Source organism: Nakamurella sp. PAMC28650, assembly GCF_014303395.1.
In the GTDB taxonomy this organism is placed as follows: domain Bacteria; phylum Actinomycetota; class Actinomycetes; order Mycobacteriales; family Nakamurellaceae; genus Nakamurella.
Genome location: NZ_CP060298.1, coordinates 2,530,892 through 2,555,694, shown reverse-complemented (window position 1 = coordinate 2,555,694; position 24,803 = coordinate 2,530,892). Strand labels below are relative to the sequence as shown.

Genomic DNA, 24,803 nt, shown 5'->3' with positions numbered 1-24,803 from the left:
ACCCTCGCCGACGGGGACCTTCGCCTCTGCCGCGATCGCGGGGATGGACGAAGAATTGGTCAACGGAGCTCGTCCAGCGCGGATGACCTTTCTCCGCGACCATGGGAAGGCCCTGCGCTCATGACGAACGTCATCATCGCTTTTGTCTCCATCGTCAACGGTGTGCTGGGGTCCGAACCCGGTCGCACGCAGTGGAAGCCGACGCGCCTGGCCACGGCGAGCGGTGCGGTGCTGGCCGCGGCGTTGATCCGACGGCGATACCTCCGGTGGGGGGCCACCGACGTCGAGGGCGTGCTGGGGCTGCCCGGTGACGAGTTTTTGCCGGTTGCGGATGTCGTCGTCACCCGGGCCATTTTCATTCAGGCTGCAGCGGAGGATATCTGGCCGTGGATCGCCCAACTCGGGCAGGCCCGGGGCGGGTTCTACAGCTACGACGTCCTGGAGAACCTCGTCCGCTGCGACATCCACAGCGCGGACCGCGTCCACTCCGACTGGCAGGACGTCGCGGTCGGCCACGAGATCAACCTGGCGCCGCAGGTTCCACTTTCCGTGGCCACCGTGGAGCCCGGCCGGGCCCTCGTCCTGCGCGGCAGCATTCCGATGGGTCCGATTCCGACCCCGTACGACTTCACCTGGGCCTTCGTCATCCGGTCCGCGCCGGACGGGACCAGTCGGCTGGTCGTCCGCGAACGCTACTGGTACACCCGCCGGTGGGCAGGGTTGATCGTGCAGCCGGCCGAGCTGGTCAGCTGTGTGATGAGCGTTCGGATGCTCCGCGGAATCAAGAAGCGTGCCGAGCAGACGGTCCCCGCACCGTCCATTTCCGTTGGCCCGCAGAGCAACGAGCTCGTCGAGCACGAAATGAGGGATGCAGTGCGATGAGACCAGGTCGAATTCTCGCTCTGATCGTGGGCTGCCTACTACTGCTGCCAGGCATAGGTCTACTGCTGGGCGGGGGCGGTCTGGGGATGGGGTACGCCTTCGGTCGTGATGCTGCGGGCTACTTCTCGCTGTCGGTATCTGGTCTGCGCTCTCCGACCGCGGCGATCACCGCGCGGGATCCCGCCGTCACCGCGGATCTCGGTACCCCGAACTGGCTGACCGATTCGGTGCGCACCGACATCCGGCTGCGCGTCACCGCGACCGATCCCGGGCGCCAGATCTTCGTCGGCGTCGGACCGGCCGCCGAGGTGGACGCCTATCTCGGGGGCGTGGCCCACGACGAGGTCACCTCGTTGACCGCCGGCGCCACACCCGTCTACCGCCACGGCGCCGGGACCGCCGCCACGACAGCGCCGACGGCCCAGACGTTCTGGATCACGAAAGTCAGCGGAACCGGCCCGCAGGAACTTCACTACACCGTCACTGGTGGCCAGTGGGAGATGGTGGTGATGAACGCCGACGGATCCGCCGGAATCCTCGCCGGCGCGACCTTCGGGGTGAAGGCACCCGCCCTGCTACCGCTGGCCGTGATCCTGCTGGGACTCGGCCTGCTGATCACGGGCGGCGCCATCGGCCTGATCATCGCGGGCGCGTCGGGCAACCGGCGACATCCCTCTGAGGAAGGGCAGACGGGCGCTCCCTGGGGGGCCGTGCGTCGCGCAGGCCGTCCGCGCAACCTGGCGACCGGCGATCACCCCGTGGTGCTGACCGCCCGGCTGGACCCGGGGCTGTCCCGGTGGCGGTGGTTGGTCAAATGGATCCTGGCCATCCCCCATTTTCTCATCCTGAGCGTCCTGTGGCCGGCCTTCGTCGTGGTCACCGCGATCGCCGGATTCGCGATCCTGCTCACCGGCGCCTACCCACGATCGTTGTTCGACTTCAACCGCGGCGTGCTGCGCTGGACGTGCCGCGTTTCCTATTACGCGTTCGCCGGCGGTATCGGCACCGACCAGTACCCGCCGTTCACCCTGGGCAGTGCCCCGGCCTACCCCGTCGTGCTGGACATCGCCTACCCGGCCAGACTTTCCCGCGGTCTGGTGCTCGTCAAATGGTGGCTGCTGGCCATTCCGCACTACCTGATCCTCTCGCTGATGGTCGGCAATTGGTTCGGGTGGAGTTCCGTGGGCGGTGACCGGTTCGCCCTCGGCCCGATCGGGGGCGGAGGCGTGCTCGGACTGCTCGTCGTCGTTGCCGGTTGCGTGCTGCTGTTCACCGGTCGGTACCCACGGTCGCTCTACGACCTGATCGTCGGGATGAACCGCTGGATCTACCGGGTCATCGCCTACGCGGCGCTGATGACCGACCAGTACCCGCCGTTCCGCCTCGACCAGGGCGGGACCGAACCGACCATCCCGCCGCCGTGGCAGCTCAGCGTCGGGCCCGCCGACCCCCGCACCCCGGAACCGGTAGGTAGCCGAGGTGGGCCGTGACCGACGCGTCCGCGCCCGCGGTGAGCTCCCACCATCACTCCCCGAGGCGTCCGGACGAGGATCTCCTGGCCTACATACTGCTGGCCTACGGACTGAGTTGGCTGTGGTTGTTGCCTTTGGCCCTGGCAGGACTGGTGGTCCAGCAGGGCCACGGGTGGCCGACCCATTTCCCGGCGTTGCTCGGGCCGATGGTAGCCGCCGTCCTGGTGGCGGCACGGTCGGGTAGTTTGCGTCGACTGTTGACGAGCATGGTCCGGATCAACGTGGCCCTGCGATGGTGGGCCTGGGCCGTCAGCCCGCTGCTCCTGCTCGGGGTGGCGTTGATAGCAGACAGGATCGCAGGTCGGCAGCTGCCCGGAACGGCTGACTTCGCTCAGATGAGCGGCCTGCCCTTGAGTCTCGGCGTCATCGGCGTCGCCGCGGTGGTACTCCTGGTCAACGGCTTCGGCGAGGAAACCGGGTGGCGCGGTTTCGCCCTCCCGGCCCTGCAGCGGCGACTGTCGCCGTTGAGAGCGATGCTGGTGCTCTCACTGATCTGGGCCGGCTGGCATCTGCCGATGTTCCTCGTGATCGACAACTTCCGCACCTTCACAGCAGGTACGGTCGTCGGTTGGCTGCTCGGGCTGATGGCCGGATCGATCGTGCTGGGCTGGCTGTACAACCGATCCGGCGGCAGCATCGCCCTCGTCGCGGTCTGGCACGCCGGCTTCGACATGGTCACCGCGACAGCGGCTGCAAGCGACCTCGTAGCAGCGGTCGTCAGTACGGTGGTCATGGTCCAAGCAGTCGTCCTCGTGGGTGCCGAACTGTCTGCTCGGCGGCGAGGTCGTCCGTCGGTACTCATTCCGCAGAGTTCGCAGTAGTGAACAATTTTCACGGTCAGGCGGCTGGTTGCTCCGGCAGCAGAGCGATATTCGCGCCGGCCCACCTGACCGCCACGATGAACAGCGCGGGACAGCGTGAGGCGGATGCACGACGGTGAATCCGAGCGCGGTTGGACGAGCCATGGTGAATGGCCGCCTGCTGTCGCCGGATCCGGGCGAGTGGTGCGCTGTGATGTATCGGCCTCCACCAGCTCTGAACTCGACTGTCGGTCGATGCCCTGGACGCGGCCATTCGCGCCCTGCTGCGGGTGGCCTAAGGTGGCCGTCAGGACCACGACGACGATAGGCGGATCGAAGGCATGGCAGTTCAGTTCGACCTGGCACTGAAGGATCTTCGCGAGTACGAGGCCGGCCTGGTGCCGCCCGAGGACTTCGACGCGTTCTGGGGGCTGACCCTCGCCGAGGCCAGGGAATTCCCCCTGTCCCCCACCTTCACCGCGGTGGACGCCGGGCTCCCGCTCGTCGACGTCTTCGACGTCAGCTTCGCCGGTTGGGGCGGCCAGCGGATCGCCGCCTGGCTGGTGATGCCCAGCGGCACAACGACTCCCCTACCGACCGTCGTGGAATACATCGGCTACTCCGGCGGTCGGGGGTTCCCGCACGACCACCTGGTGTGGGCCGCCGCCGGATACGCCCACCTCATCGTCGACACCCGCAGCCAGGGGTCGGCGACGTTCAGCGTGGGGGCCACCAGCGACCATCCCGGGCCGGTCGGTCCGCACTCCCCCGGTTTCATGACGATGGGCATCGAATCCCCGCAGGCCTACTACTACCGGCGGGTGTTCACCGACGCGGTCCGCGCGACCGAGGTGGTCACCGAGCACCCACTGCTGGATGCGCAGCGGATCGTGGTCGCCGGCGTCAGCCAGGGCGGTGGGATCACGATCGCGGTCGCCGGCCTGGTCCCCGGTCTGCTCGGCGCGATGCCGGATGTCCCGTTCCTCTGCCACATGCGGCGAGGCACCGAGATCACCGACGCGCGGCCCTATCTGGAAATCGCGGAGTACTGCTCGGCCCATCGGGGCGGTATCGAGAATGCGTTCCACACGCTGTCCTATTTCGACGGCGTGCACTTCGCCGCCCGGGCCTCCGCGCCGACCCTGTTCTCGGCCGCCCTGATGGACCAGATCTGCCCGCCGTCCACCGTCTTCGCCGCCTACAACAACTGGTCCCATCCGGACAAGCAGATCTCCGTGTACCCCTACAACGGCCACGAGGGCGGCGGACCGTTCCAGGTGCAGGACCAGCTGGCGTTCGTGCGTGCGCTGTTGGACGGCTCCCGGGACTGACTCGGCGCGATTGCTAGAGATGCTCGACAGCCGCCGGCCCACTGCGCAGACGCGGCTGGCGCCTGCTTAGATCAACCCATGATCATCACCAACCGGAAACGGTGGATGGTCCTGCTGGTGGGGGTTCTGCTGACCGGGTGCACCGGTTCGCCGGATGCAGCTTCGGACACGTCATCTGCGACATCGGTGTCGGCGACGGGGCTTCCCAGTTCGACAGGATCAGGTCCGAGCATCGCAGGGTCCGGCGCGCCGGGGGTGTCCAGCACGTCGTCGGTACCACCCCCGACCTCACCTGCCGTCGCGGATTCCGGCTCCACAGCGTCCGCGACCCCCACCAGGCCGCCGACGGTGGCGGTGTCGGCCGAGAAGTACCGGTTGGCAGACGCCATCCGGGAACACGTGATGATCGGCCTCGGACGCGATCTCGATCGGGACGGCAAGGACGACGTCATCTCCCTCGACATCGTCCGGCCCCGAACCTCGGGCCGGGTGCCCGTGATCATGGAGGAATCGCCGTACTACGACGGCTCCGGCCGTGGGTCGCTGAGCCAGGTGAAAGTACGGAACGCCGCTGGTCTGGTCGTCGGCATGCCGCTGTTCTACGACAACTACTTCGTTCCCCGCGGGTACGCCTTCGCCGCGATGGACGCCCCGGGCCAGGGCCGGTCCACCGGATGCGGCGATTTCTACGGGCCCGACGATCGAGCAGCGGTCGGCGCCGTGCTCGACTGGTTGAGCGGGTCGCGTCCTGCGACATCCGATGCGGGGAAACCGTTGTCGGCAAGCTGGTCGTCGGGCCGGGTCGGGATGATCGGCAAGTCCGCCGACGGCGCTGATGCACTCAGTGCGGCGGCCACCGGGCACCCGGCCCTCAAGACCGTGGTCTCCATCGAAGGACTGGTCGACGTGTTCCCGCTCAACGCCACCGCGCGCGCCGAACCGTTCACCTTCCTTCCGCAGGTGGACGGAACGCAGCGCGGCTTCAATCCGGCGTGCGCACCGTTCAACGCCGCTCTCACGACGCAGGAGAACGTCGGCGGCGTGGTCTACAACCAGTACTTCCGCGACCGCAACGTCCTGGAATCCGTTCCCAGGTGGCGGGCCGCAACGTTCATCGTGACCGGGTTGCGCGACCTGGTGGCACCCGCCGATCAATCCTTGAAGCTGTGGGAGTCGTTGGGCAGCCGCAAGATCCCGCGCAAACTGTGGCTCACCCAGGGTGGCCATGCAGATCCGTTCGACCTGCGCCGGGTCCAATGGGTGAACGCCCTGCATGCGTGGTTCGACCGCTACCTGCTGGAGTTGCCCACCGGCATCGATGCAGCCGCGCCGGTGACGGTGCAGAACGCCGACCTGTCGTGGCGTGACCAGCCCTCGTGGCCCACCTCTGCTGCGCCTCGACTCTTCCGGTTCAATGCTGACGGGCTCCAGCCCGGGGTGCCGACTAGTTTTGCACCCCAAGCGCTCTCGACGATCACCGCGCCTGCCGCGCTGAGCATCGACCGCGCCGACGACCTGACCGACCCCTTCTACCAACCGGTAGGCACACCGTCAGGACCTCGACAGCGATTCCTTCTGCTGACCTCTCCGCTGACGGCCCCGCTGCGTCTGTCCGGCCGACCACAGGTGACCCTGCCGGTGCAGGTGGTCGGTTCCCGGGCGCAGGTGGAGGCGATCGTCGTCGACTACGGTCCCGGCAATCGGGTCGCCACCACCGACGATCTCGACGGAAACCTGGTTCCGGCCGGCGGACAGGACTGCTGGGGGCAGAGCGCGGGTCGTGACAGCGCCTGCTATCCGAAACTCACCCTGCCCATCCGGGCGAGCAGCTGGGGCGTGGTCTCCTCCGGCGTACTGGATCTGGGTCTGACGCCGAACCGGACGGCTCGAACCGCGATCACCCAACGCACCTGGCTGACCGCGGCCCTGCCGATGACGCCGATGGACCTGCAGATTCCGGCCGGCCATCGAATCGGGCTGCTGCTGACCACCGGTGATACCTACAGCTTCCTGCCGCCGGACGGCGAGCAGCTCACCATTGGATCGACCGGCTCGTTGAGCCTGCCGGTCAGTTCCGGCTGACGATCAGTCCGGTCGGGACCCGGCTCGGGCGCGGGTCAGGACCGGTCAGACCTGCGGAGATTCCGTGGCGGCGACCGGGCCGGCGATCTCCCAGACGTGACCGCCCGGATCGCGGAAGGCCGCCGTACGGATACCCCAGGGGCGGTCCATCGGGCCGTTGATCAGGGTGACACCCCGTCGGCCCAGTTCGACACACGAGGTGTCCACGTCCCGGACCGGGACGGTGAACTGGAACCGGGAGCCGGCATCGACTGCCGCCACCGGTGCCGGCCCGATCAACTCCTCGGCTTGGGTGTCCTTCAGGAGGTTCACCAGCAGGTTGCCGAAGTCGAACACTGCTGAGTCGTCGTCGCTGAACATGATGGGCAGGCCGAAGACCTGCTGGTAGAAGTCCGCTGTCGCGAACAGGTCATCGACGAACAGCGTGATCGCCTCTACCCGGCTCGGCCACTCGCGTCCATTGTTCTCGTCCTCGCTCACCTGTGGTTCTCCTTCTTCCGAATCAGTCGGTGCGACGATTTTAATCAGAGCCTTGCTGGGCGCGGGCGGCCCTACCCCCGATTGAATGCCAACCGGATCGAAGAAGTGTAGGAATCCTGATTCGGCGTCGTCTTTCCCGGGTTTCCGCGGAAGTCGGTCCAGGAGGGATGCAACACGAGGTCGGCTCCCAGCACGGCACCGGTGTAGTCCCCGATGAAGGTGCCCTGCACCACATTTCCCTGATCGTCGGTCCCGAGGAACTGCACCTGCGGGTTGGACGACTGGGTGCTGATCCGGTGGATGGGAAGAGACCGCTTGCGCAGCAGATCGGTCGACGTCCAGTAGGCGTAGTCCAGGTTGATACCGGAACTGTCGTAGTGCCGGGTGTACGACGTCACGACCACGACGCCGTCACGAATGGCAATCGCGCCGAAGACCTCGTCGGCCGAGGTGCCCACGGCCACCGTCGGGCTCCACCGCGAGCCGTCCGCCGACAGCGACACGATGTTGTCGCCGTTGGACTTGATCGAGGCACCCGTCGTCGGGTCGTACGCTCCGTTGCGGTCGTCCGCCCACGTGAGGGCGAGTAGTCCGGTGGTGCGGTCGTAGTCGAGTTGGGGAAAGCTGTTGATCCGGAAGTTCTCACCCGTCAACGTCGAGGTGCCCAGCGGTTGATCGAACGGGAAGTCGTAGTTGGTATCGACGACGGCTTTCGTGAAGGTGCGCCCACGATCCCTGGACGTCGCCACGACGGTGACATCCCGGTCTCCGTGGCCGATCTGGTCACAGGCGAGTGTCTTGCACATCTCACCCTCGTAGGCGATGTACAGGGTGCCGTCCCGTCCGACCTTCGGGTTCGAGCCCTGCGAGAACGGCGTCAGCCCGTTGCTCGGGAAGCCCGCCAGCGTGGTGTCGACCCGGTGGAACGGCGAGAAGCTGCGGCCGTAGTCGGAACTGGCCGAGACCACGATCGGCGATTCCAGGTAGCTGCCGTCGGGGTTGTCGGCAAAGCGCGTCCAGGTGACGTAGACCCGGCCGTTGGCCTGGTCCGCGGCCAGCCAGATCTTGTCGTTGAAGAACTGACTGGGCAACAGGTTTCCAGAGGCATCGACACCATCGGCCTGGATCAGGATCGGATCGTCCCAGTGCAGACCTCCGTCGTGCGAGACGTTCAACGCGATCCCGTTGGCGGCCTCGGTCCCGCTCCCGGTCGGTGCACCGCGGCTGAACACGATGTTGCCGTAGTAGACCGTGTTGTGCGGCCCGAAGGCGAGCACCGGGTCACCCGCGGAATCCATCTGGGCGAACGCACCGGTCCCGCCGGTCGGGAAGGTCAGGCGCGGGAGCTGGATGTTCTTCCAACTCGTGCCGCCATCGAAGGTCGTGTAGGCGTAGCCGGTCGAGTCGTTGCGCTGCTCCCGGCTGTTGAACACCCGGTAGTCGTTGGTCCCGGCGACCAGATTCTTGGGATTCTCCGGATTGACGGCAATGGTGTTCTCGTTCTGAGCTGTGCTGCAGCCGGTCTGCGATCCGACCGCGACAATGCCGTCGCCGACGATCTGGTCGACATTCGGAGCCACTTTCCGGTAGGGATTCGGCAGGCCGACACCGGCCTGGCAGAGCGCCGAAAGGTGCGGGCCCTCGCTCCCCCGGTCGGCATCCTTCTCCGACAGCAAGGCCTTCAAGCCCGGGCTACGGCGCTGATCCGGCAGCGCCGCCTGCGTCTTCGCATGCGCCTGCACCACTGGCGCGCCGGGATCGATCGGAGCCGGTCTCGCGGCGGCCGCCTGCGCGGTCCCCCCGCCGACGATCGGCAGGACCAAGGATCCGGCCAGCACGAGTAACGCAACCAGAACAGTCCTACCGGCGCGATGCGACACAGTCATCAACTTCCCCTTGGTCGTGAACGGTGCAGAGCCTCCCCACTAGACCTGATCGCGAGATCGACGGCAAGCGCGTTCGGGTGATATGTCCGTAGAAGACGGAACAAATTGGCTCTCCGCGGTCGGTCAGGATGATGCTGCACCGCGAAGCGGAGTGTCACGCCCTACGAGCACGGCCGCCCCGAACTGCTGCGTCACCCACTACCCTGGACTCGAGATGATCACACGACGAGAGGCCGCAATGCGGCTGGACATCCCACCGGAGATGGCCGTGCGCAACGGGCTTCCGGCTCGGCTGACGGAGGCCGCGGTCGCCCGGATGGACGCGGATCCTCCGCCCTGGCTCGCGCAGTCCCGCGCGAACCGGACCGGCCGCAAACCGGTGTGGGTCGAGCTGACCTGCCAGATCTGCGGGAGTTCGGAGATGGCCAGACCCAAGAAGTGGTGGCCGCAATTCACCTACGTCAGCTGTGACACCCACGGCCGAGGCGAGTTGCCCGACCTGGCCGAGGGTTTCGTCAGGGGCGAGTACGAGGGCATCGGTACCCACTTCGTGGGTGTGCTGGACGAGGTGATCGACCGATGACGACCATCAACGATCCAGACGGGTCCAGTACGCAGCCAGAGCTGTCGCACGCACCAGAAGTGAGTCGGCAGACGGACCGGCGGTCATTGTGCGCCAGTCGGTCTCGACCTGATCGAGTCCTACCAGTACCGTCTGCAGGCGATTGATGTCTGCACGGATCTCTTGTTCGGAGACGGGTCGTCCGTCGACCGTCCAGTACCCGTACATCGGGAATGCGCGAGCCGCTAATTCGCCCACCGTTTGGGGACCGAACGCGATCAGGAACGACACGACGTCGCCGGCCAGAATCCCCACGAACTCGTCGTCGCTGAACCACGATCGTAGTCGCCGCACCACCTGCATGTCGTCGGCGGCAATCTTCGTCGGTCTGGCCACGCCATTCGCAAGTCGTAGCAGCCCCACCTTCCTGAGCAGATCGTGCAAGGCGGCCAGCGGGATCAGGTCGTCCTCCCTGGATGCGGGTCGGTCGAACAGCTGCCAGCCCGGCCGCAGCTCCTGCACGGCCCGGACGAAGGCCCGCGGCAACCGACCAGCAGGCGTGAGCTTCACGCCGTCCTTTGCCAGATCCAGGACGAGTCGCACACTCGCCGGCACCTGCCCGGCGGTGTTGCGGACCTGCAGATCCGTTCGGGCCAGGTCGAAGTCATGCAGCTCACCGGCCCAGGCGCCCAGCTCTGCGTACTCCCGGTGGGCGGGGTCGGCAAGCACGGTCAGCAGATTTTCGTAACCACTCGCACCACCGCAGTCCTCGGGCGGGCACCTACCCGAGCCCGCCGGGCACCCCGGCTGCTCGCCACCCGACCCGAGAATGGTGACGGCGTGCGTCCAGTTATCCCCGAAATCGTAGAGATACGTGGATGGCGACGGTAGATCCGAGAGCTTGAACGCCGACTCGTCGAGCTCCGCGGGGTCCCAGCTGTCGTCGTCCGGAACACCCCAGCGTCGATCGCCTGCGACGAACTGATGCAGGTGACTGTCGGTCCAACCCATCCCGGCCTGGAGCAGGTCGTGCAGTTCCGGCAACGTCGCGCCGGCGGGCACATCGATCAACCGGGTGACCGCGGGGACCACCTCTTCGAGCTCGACGTGGAGGCGGATCGTCTTCATGACCACAGAGGCTAGAGCGCTCCCGGTGGAGGCCACGCGCCGGTGCCTCGACAGATCGGCGGGAGCCCGAGAGGCGATCGGCGGGGGGCCGGGTCGGGCAGACGGCCGGCGCCCGGTAGGGCAGACGGCCGGCGCCCGGTAGGGCAAGGTGTCGGGTATGGCCTCCTGGACAGACGTCGCATCCGCCGCACCTGAATTCCGCGGGGACCGTCCGCCGGACCTTCGCGATCCGCAAGCATGCCACGATGGCAACCGTCCGATCTGACGGGTCACCGCGCATCAGCGGAACCGAGGTCGAATTCGCCGACGACGGGGAGGTCTACCTCGGCATGATGCACGGAGCCCGGCGCAGCGATGACCTCCGCCGCGACCCTCGGGTAGCCGTCCACTGCCCCACCGAAGACCCGCCGGGCGATGATCCGGCGAGTTGGCTCGGCGACGGGAAGATCACCGCCGGCGCCGTCGAGGTGGAACCGGACCGGTTCCGCCTGGACATCCAGACGGTGGTACTGACCAGAGTCGCCGCCGGCGGCCAGGAACTGGAGATCAGCACCTGGCGTGGGGGCCACCTCACCGTGACGCGCCGCAGTTGAGACGCGTTGCGCTGCTGTCGGTCACCCGGTCTTCGAGGAGCATCCGTCCGGCGACGCGGTGTGATTGCGTGGACGGATGCCGCTGTGGTGCTCAACGGATCGCGCCCGACCGTGGCCGCGCTCAGCGCGGCAGCCCCTACCGGCTCGTGGTCTCGGGCAACTCCCAGAGCGCCGGTCCGGACTCGTTCGGCTCCGTGGCCCGAGGCGCGTCCGACGTACCGTTGAGGGCATGAATCGCCGAGCGCAGGGCACCGTCGTCCTGCTGCTCGCCGTGCTCATCGCGTTGGTCCTCCCGAAACTGGGCGGCACGACGATACCCGGTAGCCCGACTGCTTTGTCGATCCAAGGGCCACCAGTCATCGGGTCGTGCCTTCTGGACGATCCGCTGCCGAACAGTCGAGGACTCGGCACCACAGTGCCGTCGAGGTACGGAGCGTGCGGACAGGCCCATTTCGGGGAGGTCGTCCAGGTGCTCAGCAACGCCGAGAAATTCCCGCGGATCGGGCTGGATCCGATGGGCTCCCCGGACCCCGCCAGTTGTACTCAGGTCGCCGAAAGCTACCTCGGTATCGATCAGGTCGTTACCCGCAACGATCGCGGCGACTACCGCAGCACGTCGTTCGGACCGTGGCAACCGGTGTCCACCGGCCGCCTCGGCGTCATCGGACCCACTGCCCTGCAACAGGAAGTGGGTCAGCGGTGGATCGCCTGCGTCACCGAGGGAAGTACCGGAGTCGCCTACACCGGTACCGTCCGCGGCGCGTTCACCGGCGGATCGCTACCCAATTCCTACGGTATTTGCGGCGAAACGGTGACACCCGGCAATTCGGTGGACTGCGCCGTCGCGCACCGAGCGGAGCTGTCCGCCAGCACCCCCGTCACCGCGTCACTCCCGTCGCAGGTGCAGCTGACCGAGTCCTGCACGGATTTCCTGCGCTACGTCACCGGGCGCACCGATCTTTCGGCAGGCGGAAGAATTGAGGTGTTGGCCATTCCCGTGTTCTACGGCGGCGGTCCGAACGCGGGCCAGGGTACGTCCACGGTGACCGCGCCCGGGCAGGCCTTCTGCGGTATCGCCGCTGTCGGAACATCAAAGCTCACCTCGACGATGTTCGCCGTGGGCAGTCGGCCATTGCCGTTGTCGTGATCCGTATCCGTGTCGATGATCGGGGAGGCCGTCGGCCTGCATCACAGGAACTGAACACCCTGGTGCGGCCCTACCCTCGGACCGTGACCCGGCGGGCCTTCGGCGCCATCGTGCTGACCCTCACGGTCATTCTCGCTGCCGCGGTGCCCCGCCTGGGCGGTGTCGAAGTGACCGGGACGCCGACGGGCACCGTCATCCAGCCCCCGCCGACCATCGGCTCGTGCCTACTGCAGAACCCTGACGTTGGAGGGCTTGTCGCGGATCTGAAGTACGGGTCATGTGCGATCCCGCACTACGGGGAAGCGGTGCAGGTGTTCACGGATGCGCGAAACTTTCCCTTCACCCAGCCCGGTCGGAGCCGTTCCCCCGACCCTGTTACCTGCACAGCGGCGGCGGCCAGGTATCTGTCCGCGGATGAGATCCTGGCCGGCAAAAGCCAGGGCGATATGCACAGCGTGGCCTTGGGATCGTGGGTTCCGGTTGCGACCGGCGTGGTCGGTCTGATCGGACCGAGCCGGCTCCAGCAGTCGGGCGGCCAGCATTGGATCGCCTGTGTCACCGAGGGCAACACTTCCTCGCCGTTCACCGGGACCGTTCGGAAAGCATTTGTCGGTGGATCGCTGCCGGACTCGTACACGGTGCGTTCCGACGCTCTGGTGTCCGGATCCTCGGTCGACTGCGCGAAGCCGCACCGGGTCGAGTTGTTCGCGGCGACCGGAACGGTCGATCAACTACCATCGACGGCCGAGCTGGACTCGTCCTGCCTGGCGGTCGCACGCGCGCTGACCGGACGCAACGATCTCTCGGCAGGCGGGAGACTCCAGGTCAAGGCCACTGCCGTGTACTACGGCGTGACGGGGCATCCCACGCCGGGCCAGACGAATCCAGTGCAAACCGAACCAGCACAGGCGTTCTGCGGGATCATGACCGTGGGCGGCGTCAACCTGACCGGGTCGCTGTTCGCCCTCAGGAATCGGCCGTTGCCATTGTCGTGAGCTCTGCTCCGGAGTGGGAAGTCACGTATCCGCTCTGGAATGCGCGCCAGGACACCGCTCGATGAAGTGACAGCAGGCTGCTGCCTGGGCCGCCGGGGTGCAGTGCGTGGCTGGCTGCGCGAGTGGATTAGGGCGTGATGCCGCCCCTGACCCCTGTGCGGACTGACCTTCGCCCACGGCCTGGTGACCATCCACGCGGCTCTGCGCCGAGGGCAACGGCGGGATCCGGTCGTCGCCGGGACGGTCTGGGAGGCGGCCATGATCGCGTCGGGACGCTGATCACCTCGTTCGGCCGGCTGAAGTGGCCCGGTAGGTAGGCCGCAGCTCTTCCGGGGTGCAAACTGATCAGCGACGGCTCCCATGTCCTCTCGCCGGCCCTGGGCGATCGACACACGGGCTTCACCTGCACGATCTGCGGCCGCGCCGCAGACCGCTGGGGTCTGATGTGATCCCCAGGCGGTCGGGGCTCTCGATGCACTCGGACGCGGAGGCGGGGTGCGGCTGCAGAGGCTCCTGGGACCACAGTTGTCGCTGAGCCCAATTGGGCGGCACCTGCGCCGACCGTCGCCGACAAGCTGGTAGGCGGCCGGAGGGTGAATACTGCGAACCCAAAGTCGCTTTACTGACACTTTGCCCAGGTCAGACCCTCTGGTGAAAGTTGATGGTTCGTTCAATGTGGACAAATGTTTCTCCTGCCGGCGATGACTCGATACAGTCACGAGGACGGTACGGGAGGGGTCCGGCATGGTGATACGTCATCGATGGGTTCGCGGGGCGGCAGGATTCGCACTGGCTGGGGCGCTGATGGCTGGCTGTACCTCCAACGGAGGGGTTGCTGGTCCCGCCAGTGCGGCACTCACCCCGGGCGGTACGGCATACCCGCTCTCATCCAACTCAGCCCCCGCGTCATCATCGTCTCCCGTCTCAGGTTCGGGTGTGGGTCCCGCCCCTGTGGGGCCGACCTCGGTAGCTACCACTCGACCCTCGTCCAGCGGTGCTGCCACATCGCCAACGACGGTTCAGCCGACGGGCACGTCCAAGACTTCTGCGAGCAGCGCGACCACACCGAAGTCCGCTACCAAGCCGTCCTCGTCCTCGTCGTCAGTCGGTCTACCCACCATCTCGGGCGGCGCGCTTTCGGCGCAGGAAGTGAAAGACCGGGCTGCGATCCAGGCGGTGTGGGTGAGGTACTGGGACGTTTACGTGACCATTCGAAACCTCCCAGCCTCTGGCAGGACCGCCCTTCTCGATCCCTTATCTGTCGACCCAATAAAGCAGCAAGTCTTAGATTCAGCGATCACATTCGATAAGGCTGGACTCGCAACGTTCGGCGCCGTCGGTCATCGGATCTACTGGGGGCCCTCCGTCGATGGTAAATCATCGGCAATTATGGGAGATTGCCTTGATACGAGCAAGTATGGATCTCTCGTGAAAGCAAGTAAACAGCAGCGTACAGTCGGTATTCCCCGAGCAAATGTGCATGGCGTCTTTGTTAAAGGTGTCGACACTATCTGGAGGCTCAAAGAACTACAACTCCTCCAGAATCAGAAATGTTAAGGTCAAGCATTGCCACAGCAGCACTATTTGCCATTCTATCCGCGTCTCAACCCAGCATGGCCAATAAGTTACCAGAGCCACCGACTACGTCCTTCATAGGAGATGGCCAGACCACCATTGGCACCAGCCTAAGTACAGAGGGGAAGCCGAGCAGCGGTAGTGTCAGGAGTCCCTCGCCCGACTCCTCCAGCGGTGCAACAGTCGCCTCCGACCCATGCTGGTACACGCCAGTTGAACCACAGCTCAACGATAGTCGGCTCGGTGGCGATGCACCAACTTCCGGCATCCTATACGCTATAACATGCCCAGAAGCTATCAATCTAAGTACAGGAAAACTAGTCTACTTCGGTAACGGGTCGATTTGGGTTCGCAACGGGCAGCCACTCGCTCCGCCTGCGCCCGATCCTGGCCAGATTGCTGAACAGGCATCAGGCCAAATCACTGTGCCTCTACCTGCAATACATTTAGGTCCTGATGCGGGCAAATTAGCCGTCAAAGTACCGATCTGGCTATGGGTGGACTCACCAGCGCCCTTGACTGTCACTGTCGCCGTGAGGGGCCTCGCTGTGACAGTAGTTGCCAGCCTGGAATCAACAACCTGGTCGATGGGAGAACCAATCGACCAAAAAAGTCCGTTGACTAAGGTCATCTCTTTCAACTGCTCAGGGCCAGGAATACCTGCACCGGCCGCGCCTGATCCTCAATTCCAGCCTGCGTGCGGCTATACGTACAACTGGAAGTCACTGAACGACCGCACGGGCGGATCAGGCTCCTGGAGCGTCACAGCAACAGCCAATTGGAGGGTCAGATGGACGGCCTCCAATGGAACGCAGGGCCAGCTGGCCAAAAAGCTGACTCCGAGCACGAGCCAACAGGTCACGGTGGGCGAGTGGCGGAGCACCTTAGTGGCTAATCCCGGCGGCTAATTTGCTCTGCGCACCGGGGGTGTCCTTGGCATTGAATTGAAACTCTCAACAAGTCATTAGCTACGCGGGAAGTGGTATCACGTAGCCAGACCCCCATATCATCAGAGGACGAGAATGAACGACTCCAGGTTTTCCGGCATATCTGATTTGTCGATGATATCGTCGGCATATTCGCGGATTTGCGCTACCACCTCCGCCGCAACCAGCACGTTCCCGTCTACTATCGCCCAAGCCAAGGCCCGCATTCCCTCGGGAGCCTCGCCGTGGTCGATGAGGTGTGTAGCCATTTGAAGGTCAGCGAGCGGAAGGATGCCTTGAAGAGCCACTATGAGCGACCGGCAACGGGCTATATAATCATCAAAAATTGTCATTGGTTCCTAAGTACATTGGTAGGGTAGCCAGTCCAGATTTGCCCGTTTCGAATCAGCACCTCGATGTCGATCCGATCTCGTGTTGCTGTCACGAAGGTGCTCCCTCGACCTGATGGCCTTGAAAGAGACATCGGGTCGGTCGCCACATCAGAAATATGATGCATGATTTGCTCGTCTGACCACGTCCGCGGAAACTCTGACTTACCTGGATAGCTTGTTCCTCCTCGGTGCCCACCACCGTACGATCCGTTTGATCGCACCTCCCCGTCGAGTACGTGTCTCGTGCGGTCTGGGGTCGCGAGGTTGACCGTCTCAATTGCGTTCTGACCAACGTCCCTACACGGCCCCAACCCAAGAGGATCAGCCCAGCCCGTCGGGTTGGCCACGTAGCTGTGCGGGTCCGGCGCGGGCGCAAGTCCAAGCGGATCCGCGGTGGTGTATCGAGCTGATGCCGGGTCGTAGTACCGGTGACGGTTGTAGTGCAGACCGGTCTCGTCGTCGGCATATTGCCCGGGGAAGCGCAGCGGGCAGTCCACCGAGTACTTGGAGAGTCCGCCCGTATTCTTGGCGGCTGCCTCACCGCGACCGGCCGGCGCGCCCCATAATGTGCGATCACCATTCGTCCACGCTACGCGGGCCCCATCGGCCGTGACCAACTCGGTGGGTGTTCCGACCAGGTCGCTGATCACCGCATAGAACTCCAGGTCGTCAGCCGCCGGCCCCACCGTTTGGGTGATCGGGCGCCAGCTGCCCGGTAGGTACTCCCAGGTGGAGACGAGCGGCCGGCCGGCCGATTCGCTGAACCGGCTCTGCTCGATCAGGCGGTTTCCGTCCCAGCTGAACAGGGTCTGATCCACGATCCGACCGTCGCGGTCGAGGCGTTGCTTGCTGATACGCCGTCCGAGGGAGTCGTAGCTGTAGGTCCAGCGCCGTCCGGACGTGAGCGCCTGCACCATCCGGTCGGAGGTGTCGTAGCTGTAGTGCCACGTCTCGGGCTTGCTCGACAGCACTTTGCGCGACCGAGTCACGACGCGTCCCTGCCCGTCGTGGCGGTACGTCACGTCGCCGGCCCGGGTGATCAGAGTGCCGGAATATTCGCGTCGTCCCCGTCCGTCCACTTTCTCACTACCTCCGTGGGAGTCGGAGAGTGCGACGTTGCCCGACCGGTCGTAGGCATAGGACTCGGACCAGTCGACAGCCCGAACGCCGAGCACCCGACCAGAGCTGTCCAGATCGAAGCGCCGCGCGGTCCCGGCCCGCAGGTCCGTGATCCGGGTCAGCGCACCGTCGATGCGGTAGTCGAAGCTGCGGGCGGTCGTCATCGACGATGCAGCAGCGGTAGGGACATCCGACGACGGGTATGCCCCTCGCATCACCTGCGCGATCAGTCGGCCGGCCACGTCGAAGGTCTGATCTACCCGCCCCCCGGCCGAGAAGAACCGGCCGGTCTCACGGGCGGCGGCGTCGAATTGGAAGTCGACGCTCTGGCCGGCGGTCGCCAACGTCGCAGGACGCCCGACGGCGTCATAGGTCCATTCGGACGACACCCCGGACGGGGTCACGCGAGAGGTCCGGCGGCCCAGGGCATCGAATGTGCTTGACAGAGTCCGGCCATTGACGGTTTCGCGCAACACCCGGCCCAGTCCGTCGCGGTCCAGATGCACGACCGCATCCATCGACTCCGCGCTGATCATCCGGCCGGCGCCGTCGTAGCCGAACCTGGTCATGCCGTCGCCGCCGCTGCGCTCGACGAGATCTCCGGCGAGGTCGTACGCCAGTCCTGTCCTCTGCCCGACCCCGTTGACGACGGCTGTCAACCGACCGAGTGCGTCGTACTCATAACCCTGTTCCCGACCATTGAAGTCGGTCTCCCGGACCAATCGCCCCGCGCGGTCGTACTCGTACCGCCAGCGCAGACCGGCCGGATTCTGGACGGAGATGAGCCGCAATTCCGTGTCGTACCCGAAGAGCATCCGGCTACCATCTGGTGTGATCCTGGCAATCGGGAGATCGAAGACACCGTTGGTGATCTCCGTCGTGTGGCCGGCCGCATCGGTGTGAGCCGTGAGATTGCCCTCGCCGTCCCAGGCCCACTCCTCGCGCGCACCGTCCGGGTTGATCCGTCCTGAGAGCCATCCCTCCGTCGTCCAGCTGAAGGTCGTCACATTGTTGAGCGGATCGATCGCCAGCGTCAGTCGGCCGAAACCGTCATAGGTGAAGGCAGTTTCGCCGCCGAGCGCATCGATCACCCGAACCGGCAGACCGGCGCCGTCCGTGGACACCGTCGTCCTGCCACCGAGTGGATCGGTGACGGAGGAGAGAGCGCCTGACCGCGCCCTGGTGTAGCGGGTGAGGTGCCCGAGCGGATCGATGACCGAGAGGAGGGCGCCGGTGTCGTCGAACGTTCGTGACCATCGCGCCCCGGTCACATCCGTGGTCGTCTCGATGAGCCCGAGACGGTTGCGCTGCCCCGATTCTGACTGCCCATCCGGATGGATGACCTCGATCAGTCGGCCGGACGCGTCGTATTTCAACTGCGTGCAGCGACCCAGTGCATCGGTCCGCAGGAGCAGACGGTCGTATCGGTCCCAGGTTGTTGCGGTCACGTTGCCGAGCGGGTCGATCTCGCGCGTCACCTGTCGGGCCTCGTTGTACTCGTAGGTGGCGATCGCTCCGAGCGAATCCGTGACCAACGTCCGGCCGGGGAGGTAGGAGAACCCATAGGACAACACACGTCCGCGACCGGATGTCCGCACGCAGCGGCCGTTCTCGTCGTAGTCATAGCGATACCAAAGGCCGTTGCGGTCGCTCCACTTCACGATCCGGCCGTGGTCATCGCATTCGAAGACGAGCGCTCCGCGAGATGAGTTGCCGACCCGCACGAGGTTCCCGGCCAGGTCGTAACCGAAGGCGGCCACCACAGTCGACGTCCCCAGGTTGCGGACCGATATCGACCCGACATGCGAGGCCTCAGTGTTGATGTCGACGCGATACCCACCGGAATGGCGCAATCCGCAGACGATCCCTTCGGAGTCGTACTCGAAGTGGATGGCGTTGCCGGCACGATCGAAGATCTCCTGCACCGCACAACGTCCGTGTCCGTCCGGCCGGGCGAAACGGCGACTGACACCCTCGTCCGGATTCTCGATCGTCCATCCACCGTCGGCGGCCTGCCGAAGCGGCCACCGCTGGATACCCTCGGTGGGTAGGAACGCAGCGCCCGGCCGCGTTTGCGCAGCATCGGGAAAGTAGAGGACGACCCCGTCCTCGGCGACGAAGCACACGCCTCCGTCGGACCCGATCTCCACCCGCTGGTCCAGAGTCGAGGCCCAGGTCGGACCGAAGAGCGAACCCCAGCGGTACGAGCTGATGTGGACCCGCCGCAGCACCAACGGCAGTACACCGGGAAGAGTGAGATCGGTTTGCGACATGATCATCTCGCCGGTGACGACGTCTATCGGATCCCCGGCACACTTGTGGAGGTCGACCGGAGTCTTGGAGTTGGTGGCGTTGCCGGGCCCTTCGGAGGCCCTGCCTCCGGCCTTCCCGTCGGAAGCGACCGCCCGCGCATCTGACGACGCATGTCGGGTGCCGACGGTCGCGGTCGTCGCCTCCCCGACGTCGCCTTCGGCTGCCCTGGCGGCATTCTCGCCCGCCCTGCCGGCATTCTCGCCGGCCCGGGCGGCGTTCTCGCCGGCCCAAGCGTTGTCGCCGGCCCGGGCGGCATTCTCACCGGCCTTGGCGCCCTTGAGCGCGGTGAGCGCCCTTCCGAACGGCAACATGCCGGCGCCGTCGATCAGGATGTCCGTCAGCGATCCTTTGCCGGTGGCCGCATGGACGGTGGTGTCGATCACCAGTGCGGCGCCCCCGCTCACGGCCGCGATCGGCCCCATGATCGGGGCGAGGATCGGAATCATGGCCAGCAGCCCGGCAATGCTGGAGATCTGCTTCAACACACTGGAGATCGCCAGCAGTACGTCGGCGTGGTCCTTGATCCACCCGACGACCGAACCCTTCAACCGACCCCAGAAGCCCGGTGGCTCTTCGAAGCGCAGGCCGGCGGCCTGATTGATGGCGTTGACGCAGGTGTCGGCGGCAGCGCTGTGTTCCTGGTGGACCCGGTTGGCTGCATCCGTCGTCGATTGCAGCTGACCATTTGCCGCCTCGAGCCGGCTGGCTGCGCCCGTCGTCTGCGGTTGATAGGTGTCGACCGCCGTCAGCCCACCCGGTTTCAAGGCCTTCTGCTCGGCGTCCACGGACGCCACGTGGCGAGCGTCGGCAGTGTGCGCATCGGCCACCTGGATGTTGGCGGCATCCACCTGCGATTGTTGATCGTGGGCCTGAGCCGTCAGGGTCGACATCCGGGACTGCAGCGCTTCGAGGGCCGACGCGTAAGTCTTGAGCGCCGTCGAAACGGCGCCCCACGCGTCGGAGGCGGTGTCCAGATGTGGGGGCAGGTCGCCATTGAGTCGCTGGTGATACAGGTCGGCCTCGTCGCCCTCGAATCCACCAGAATCAATACTTCGGATATCGTCGGCGGCTGCCGAGGTAGCGACGGCGAACAGTGACCAGTGATCGGCTGACGATCGGATCGAACCCACGTCACCGGTCAGCTCGAAGCTCGAATGATTCATCAATACCCACCCCAGATGATATGAACGAACGCAACCACCCCTGCGAATCCCGGAATATTCCCCGCGGCGCTAGTGCGCAGTCAGCGCATTGCGGACCTGACCACGCATATCCTTCACACTGGACGTGCTGGCGGACAGGGATTTCGACACGGCCGCCAGAATGTCCTCGACCGCCCTGGCCGCAGAGTCCCACTTCGCCTGCACCCCGGAGTAGCTGTCCTGCTCGTCACCCTCCCACGACGATTTCACGCTGGCCACGAACCCGGACAGGTCCGATAGCGACGCTTCCAGGCCGGAGATCACCGATCCCAGGGAACCCAGGGAAGACTCCGCCGTCGCCTCGTAGTACGAAAAGACCCCACCACTCATCGAAACCAACCCCTCGGTAGAAGAAAATGATCAGAACCTGAACTTCGCGCCGTCCCAGTCGGATGAACCGTTCGCTGCGGACAGTGCCTCCGTCATCTGCGACTCGTAGGAGTCGTAGAGACCACCGGCATTCTTGACGTTGCCCTTGATCGAAGCAAGTGCCGCATTCAGATCCTTCATCGCTGCGGTCCAGGCGGCCGTCAGCGCATCCCACGAAGAATAGGACGAGCCTTTCCACTCCTGCGCCAACGGCTCCACCGCCTGCAGAAATGCTGCTGCCTGCGCATTCATCGACTGCTCCGACTGCTCCAGATTCGACGCGTGCACATTCACCGCGTTGTCGTGTACCGCGAACTTCGGCCCCATTCCCGCCACCCCCACCGATTCCGATCGGTGGCCAACCCACCGACGTTCAACCGACCGTAGCCAGCCCGCGGCCGGCCATGGGGTGCTGGAAGAGAATGTGGATAACTTCGGAGTGCTGTTGCCGACGGCCCCTTGGTTGCACGTAGGGTTCGTCGATGTCCTTCCTATCGAACCTGTTGAGCGCCGTCACCTCGGCGCTGCGCCCACGGACCAGGTCAGCGGGGCCGGCGCCGAGACCCGGTCGTCCTTCGACCGACTCGCCCGGCCGCCACGGCGCCGACCGGACGGTGGAGGTTGAACCGCGCTCGATCGGCAAGGTCCGGATGACCTATGCCCCGAATCGTGACGGGGATCCAGATCCCGGCGAGGTGGTGTGGACGTGGGTCCCGTTCGAGGAGAACGACGGCCAGGGCAAGGACCGGCCCACGCTGGTGGTCGCCGCTGAATCGACGGACACGGTGCTGGTGGTGCAGTTGACCAGCAAGGACCACGACGGACAGAGCGAGTTCGTGGCGGTCGGTGCCGGTGACTGGGACGGACAGCATCGCCCGTCGTGGGTGAATGTGGAACGGGTCCTGCGGGTGCACCCGGGCGGCATGCGGCGTGAGGCGGCGAGCCTGGGGAAGCCTGAGTTCGACCACGTGGCCGCACGACTGCGGGCTCGCTACGGCTGGAGCTGATCCACGCGACCCGGGCGGGGCCTGATGTGAACCCAGGACCTGACGTACCCTCCTGCGACCTGGGCGTGGACACCCGGATACGCGGAAACCGCCCGGCCGAGGCCGAGCGGTTCGCGGGGTGACGGCCCCTTGCCAGTGCGCCTCTCGGCACGTGGTCGCTCTAGGCGACACAAGGGTTGGTACCCGGGGCATGTCCAAGAGACCGTCACCTCATTGAACACTACTTCGGCCGGGGTTGTTCCCGCTCGTTTCGGCCCTCGACCCGTGCAGCGGGTGCGGGTGCGGGTGCGGGTGCGGTGCCGGGTGCCGCTACCGCTGCCGAGTGCCGCTACCCAGGTGTTACGGCTCCTGAGTTCAGTGAGCTCTGTCGAAGCCGCAACCCGGCGGCGTCAGAAGAATGGCGCACCTCATGAGGCACCCAGAGCGTCCCTTGCGCGGTGCCGTCGTGTTGTTGGCAGCTGCGTCCTGCACCATCATCCTTGGCGCCTGCGGCTCCAGCACCCCGGCGGCCACGGTGGCCGCCCCGACGTCCGCTTCCTCCGCGTCGACCCGCTCTGCCACCAGCGCACCGGTCGCACCGCCCACCAGCTCGTCGGTCGTCGCCGGGGTACCTGGTTCCAACGCTGCGTCGCCGACCACGGCGATTGCCTCCCCGGCCGGAGCATCGGCCGACGGAGCGAAATGTAGTGACCTGACGGCGGCGGCGGCCACGGAAGCACTGGGGACGCCGACCACCGTGACGATGGACGACTCGGTCGCGTTCTCAGGACTCTCCAACTGCAACATCTCCGTCGCGGGCCAGGTCTATCCATCGCAGCTCGCGGGTCAACACTGCTGCCACTGCAGCGGCCTTTGCCGGTGAGAAGAGCGCCGGATCGGACGCAAAGACGCCCACCGGACTGGGTGACCAGGCGTTCACCACCACAATCGGTGTGGAGGCCCTCCACGGCAACGTCGACATCATGGTGACGACGCCGGTGATGAACAAGGACTACTCCCTCCCGATTGCGATTGCGAGGGCGAGGATCGCCACGCTCGAGTGACAGCCCCGGTGGGGTTACCGTGCGAGGCGAATCTCCGGTAGGTTCTGGAAATTCTCGTCCAGCCGGCGTTCACCGGTGGGCCGGAAGCCGTTGCGCCGGTAGAAGGCCAGCGCCCTGGGATTGTCCTCGGCCATCCACAGTGAGGCGTGGTGATCCCCGATCACTGCGTCGAGCAGGTCCTGCCCGAGCCCGGACCCGTGACAACCGGCCAGGAGGTAGAGCATGCGCAGCTCCGGGCCGCTGCCGTCACCCGGGTCGTGGGCGGCTCCGAAACCGACGACCTGTCGTTCGACCTCAGCGACCCGAATCGGCCGCCGCGGCTGTTCGGTGGCCAGCAGGCGATTCCACATCGTCTGCAGCCGTTCGAATGTGGCCCCGTCGAAGAACCGGGCGGGCAGGAGATGGGAATAGGTCTCACGCCAGGCATCGACATGCACCCTGGCGATCGAGCGCGCATCGGACAGGAGAGGCACCCGGACCGTCACCGGACCGACGGTACTCACTCCCGGGGCGCCCGTGAACTACCGGATCGCCTGCATCCTGGCGATGGCCAACTCGATGACCACCTGAGTCGCCTTGGACAGCGGGACGTCCCGGCGCACGACGATGGCAAACTCGTCGAAGACTCTGGGACGCAATGACACCCACCGCAGCTTCGGCGGAACGCGATCCCCCATCCGCTTCAGCAGTCCGCGGGCGGTGATGGCATCGGCGCGGCCGGTCGCGGCGATGTCCAGGGCGGTCTCGATGTCCTCCACGTCCACCAGCGGAGTCAGGGTGCCGCCGACCGACTGCACCGCCCGGGCCAGCTGCCGCCGGGTGGAATCGTTGTTGCCCCAGCTGGCCTCGGACAGCACCAGCGGTGCGGAAGCGAGAACCGTTGCGGTGACCGGCCGCTGGACCCTCTCCGGTACCGCGCTGACGTGCACCACCTCGTCACGCATGATCGGGGTCACCGCCAGTCCGGTGTCGTCCACCGGTAGCGCGATGATCGCGGCGTCCAAGCGACCTCGACGCAACTGCTCGTGCACGTCCATCGAATTCTGCCCGATCAGTTCGATCCGGACGTCCGGATAGCGGGCCAGGACATCGCCCACGAGATCGACGTCCAGGTAGAGCCGCGACGTACCGAAGACCCCGAACCTGATGGTGCCCGACACTTCCTCCTGGACCGACGTCACCGCGGCCACTGCGGCCTGGGCGGCGTTCAGCGTCTGCTGGGCATGGCTTCTCAGCACCTTGGCCGCTTCGGAGGGGAGCAGTCCGCGGCCCGCCCGTTGGAAGAGTACCGTACCGAGACCCTGCTCCAGCAAACGCACCTGCTCGGAGACCGACGGCTGCGCGAGGCCCAGGGTCGAGGCCGCAGCGGTGAACGAGCCACCGTCGTAGACCGCAATGAAGCACCTCAGTTCGTGCAGCGTCATCACAAGGAATCTCCT

21 protein-coding genes are annotated in these 24,803 nt (G+C 65.8%); 10 read left to right on the top strand and 11 right to left on the bottom strand.

What is annotated here, in order from left to right:
- Positions 1-120: 120 nt before the first annotated feature.
- The 4 genes from H7F38_RS11635 (at position 121) to H7F38_RS11620 (ending at position 4,545) form a co-directional block, all read left to right on the top strand.
- Positions 121-882 (top strand): SRPBCC family protein, encoded by a 762-nt coding sequence (locus tag H7F38_RS11635; RefSeq protein ID WP_187094196.1) that lies wholly within the window; start codon positions 121-123, stop codon positions 880-882.
- A complete protein-coding gene (locus H7F38_RS11630) occupies positions 879-2,372 on the top strand; it encodes a DUF4389 domain-containing protein (protein ID WP_187094195.1) in 1,494 nt (497 codons plus the stop codon). Before H7F38_RS11635 ends, H7F38_RS11630 begins: the two co-directional genes overlap by 4 nt.
- Positions 2,369-3,235: a CPBP family intramembrane glutamic endopeptidase gene (locus tag H7F38_RS11625; protein ID WP_187094194.1), complete on the top strand. Its 867-nt coding sequence runs from the start codon at positions 2,369-2,371 to the stop codon at positions 3,233-3,235. The genes H7F38_RS11630 and H7F38_RS11625 overlap by 4 nt, the downstream gene beginning before the upstream one ends.
- A gap of 320 nt (positions 3,236-3,555) precedes the next feature.
- Complete coding sequence (locus H7F38_RS11620) at positions 3,556-4,545, top strand: acetylxylan esterase (protein WP_187094193.1); 990 nt, start codon at positions 3,556-3,558, stop codon at positions 4,543-4,545.
- 71 nt (positions 4,546-4,616) lie between these two features.
- On the opposite strand, the gene H7F38_RS11615 is transcribed toward H7F38_RS11620, so the two are convergent.
- Positions 4,617-4,934 carry a hypothetical protein gene (locus H7F38_RS11615; protein ID WP_187094192.1) on the bottom strand — a complete coding sequence of 106 codons (318 nt, stop codon included), beginning with the start codon at positions 4,932-4,934 and terminating at the stop codon, positions 4,617-4,619.
- Between H7F38_RS11615 and H7F38_RS11610 the strand changes: the two genes are divergently transcribed.
- A complete protein-coding gene (locus H7F38_RS11610; RefSeq protein ID WP_187094191.1) occupies positions 4,921-6,627 on the top strand; it encodes a CocE/NonD family hydrolase in 1,707 nt (568 codons plus the stop codon). The genes H7F38_RS11615 and H7F38_RS11610 overlap by 14 nt on opposite strands.
- 45 nt (positions 6,628-6,672) lie before the next feature.
- Here the strand turns inward: H7F38_RS11610 and H7F38_RS11605 are convergent, their stop codons facing one another.
- Positions 6,673-7,107 (bottom strand): VOC family protein, encoded by a 435-nt coding sequence (locus tag H7F38_RS11605; protein WP_187094190.1) that lies wholly within the window; start codon positions 7,105-7,107, stop codon positions 6,673-6,675.
- 71 nt (positions 7,108-7,178) lie between these two features.
- Positions 7,179-8,993, bottom strand: a complete 1,815-nt coding sequence (locus H7F38_RS11600) for a sialidase family protein (RefSeq protein WP_187094189.1) — start codon at positions 8,991-8,993, stop codon at positions 7,179-7,181.
- 214 nt (positions 8,994-9,207) lie between these two features.
- On the opposite strand from H7F38_RS11600, the gene H7F38_RS11595 reads away from it, so the two are divergent.
- Complete coding sequence (locus H7F38_RS11595; protein WP_187094188.1) at positions 9,208-9,576, top strand: hypothetical protein; 369 nt, start codon at positions 9,208-9,210, stop codon at positions 9,574-9,576.
- Between the two features lie 6 nt (positions 9,577-9,582).
- Here the strand turns inward: H7F38_RS11595 and H7F38_RS11590 are convergent, their stop codons facing one another.
- Positions 9,583-10,683 carry a plasmid pRiA4b ORF-3 family protein gene (locus H7F38_RS11590; protein WP_187094187.1) on the bottom strand — a complete coding sequence of 367 codons (1,101 nt, stop codon included), beginning with the start codon at positions 10,681-10,683 and terminating at the stop codon, positions 9,583-9,585.
- Between the two features lie 245 nt (positions 10,684-10,928).
- Between H7F38_RS11590 and H7F38_RS11585 the strand changes: the two genes are divergently transcribed.
- From H7F38_RS11585 to H7F38_RS11575, 3 genes are all read left to right on the top strand, one after another.
- The gene (locus H7F38_RS11585) at positions 10,929-11,276 is read left to right on the top strand and encodes a hypothetical protein (RefSeq protein WP_222618602.1); all 348 of its coding nucleotides are present in this window, start codon (positions 10,929-10,931) and stop codon (positions 11,274-11,276) included.
- Positions 11,277-11,505: 229 nt separating this feature from the next.
- Positions 11,506-12,423 carry a hypothetical protein gene (locus H7F38_RS11580; RefSeq protein ID WP_187094186.1) on the top strand — a complete coding sequence of 306 codons (918 nt, stop codon included), beginning with the start codon at positions 11,506-11,508 and terminating at the stop codon, positions 12,421-12,423.
- 83 nt (positions 12,424-12,506) lie between these two features.
- A complete protein-coding gene (locus H7F38_RS11575; protein WP_187094185.1) occupies positions 12,507-13,418 on the top strand; it encodes a hypothetical protein in 912 nt (303 codons plus the stop codon).
- Positions 13,419-16,002: 2,584 nt separating this feature from the next.
- Here H7F38_RS11575 and H7F38_RS11570 read toward each other — a convergent pair.
- The 4 genes from H7F38_RS11570 to H7F38_RS11555 form a co-directional block, all read right to left on the bottom strand.
- A complete protein-coding gene (locus H7F38_RS11570) occupies positions 16,003-16,272 on the bottom strand; it encodes a hypothetical protein (RefSeq protein WP_187094184.1) in 270 nt (89 codons plus the stop codon).
- Complete coding sequence (locus H7F38_RS11565) at positions 16,269-20,906, bottom strand: DUF6531 domain-containing protein (protein ID WP_187094183.1); 4,638 nt, start codon at positions 20,904-20,906, stop codon at positions 16,269-16,271. The genes H7F38_RS11570 and H7F38_RS11565 overlap by 4 nt, the downstream gene beginning before the upstream one ends.
- 69 nt (positions 20,907-20,975) lie before the next feature.
- A complete protein-coding gene (locus H7F38_RS11560; protein WP_187094182.1) occupies positions 20,976-21,275 on the bottom strand; it encodes a WXG100 family type VII secretion target in 300 nt (99 codons plus the stop codon).
- A gap of 30 nt (positions 21,276-21,305) precedes the next feature.
- Positions 21,306-21,641: a WXG100 family type VII secretion target gene (locus tag H7F38_RS11555; RefSeq protein WP_187094181.1), complete on the bottom strand. Its 336-nt coding sequence runs from the start codon at positions 21,639-21,641 to the stop codon at positions 21,306-21,308.
- A gap of 155 nt (positions 21,642-21,796) precedes the next feature.
- On the opposite strand from H7F38_RS11555, the gene H7F38_RS11550 reads away from it, so the two are divergent.
- A complete protein-coding gene (locus H7F38_RS11550; RefSeq protein WP_187094180.1) occupies positions 21,797-22,321 on the top strand; it encodes a type II toxin-antitoxin system PemK/MazF family toxin in 525 nt (174 codons plus the stop codon).
- A gap of 354 nt (positions 22,322-22,675) precedes the next feature.
- On the opposite strand, the gene H7F38_RS11545 is transcribed toward H7F38_RS11550, so the two are convergent.
- The 3 genes from H7F38_RS11545 to H7F38_RS11535 all read right to left on the bottom strand — a co-directional run bounded on the left by H7F38_RS11545 (position 22,676) and on the right by H7F38_RS11535 (position 24,788).
- A complete protein-coding gene (locus H7F38_RS11545; RefSeq protein ID WP_187094179.1) occupies positions 22,676-23,098 on the bottom strand; it encodes a hypothetical protein in 423 nt (140 codons plus the stop codon).
- 280 nt (positions 23,099-23,378) lie between these two features.
- Positions 23,379-23,849 (bottom strand): GNAT family N-acetyltransferase, encoded by a 471-nt coding sequence (locus H7F38_RS11540; RefSeq protein WP_187094178.1) that lies wholly within the window; start codon positions 23,847-23,849, stop codon positions 23,379-23,381.
- A 36-nt stretch (positions 23,850-23,885) separates the two neighbouring features.
- A complete protein-coding gene (locus H7F38_RS11535) occupies positions 23,886-24,788 on the bottom strand; it encodes a LysR family transcriptional regulator (RefSeq protein ID WP_222618601.1) in 903 nt (300 codons plus the stop codon).
- Positions 24,789-24,803 lie beyond the last annotated feature (15 nt).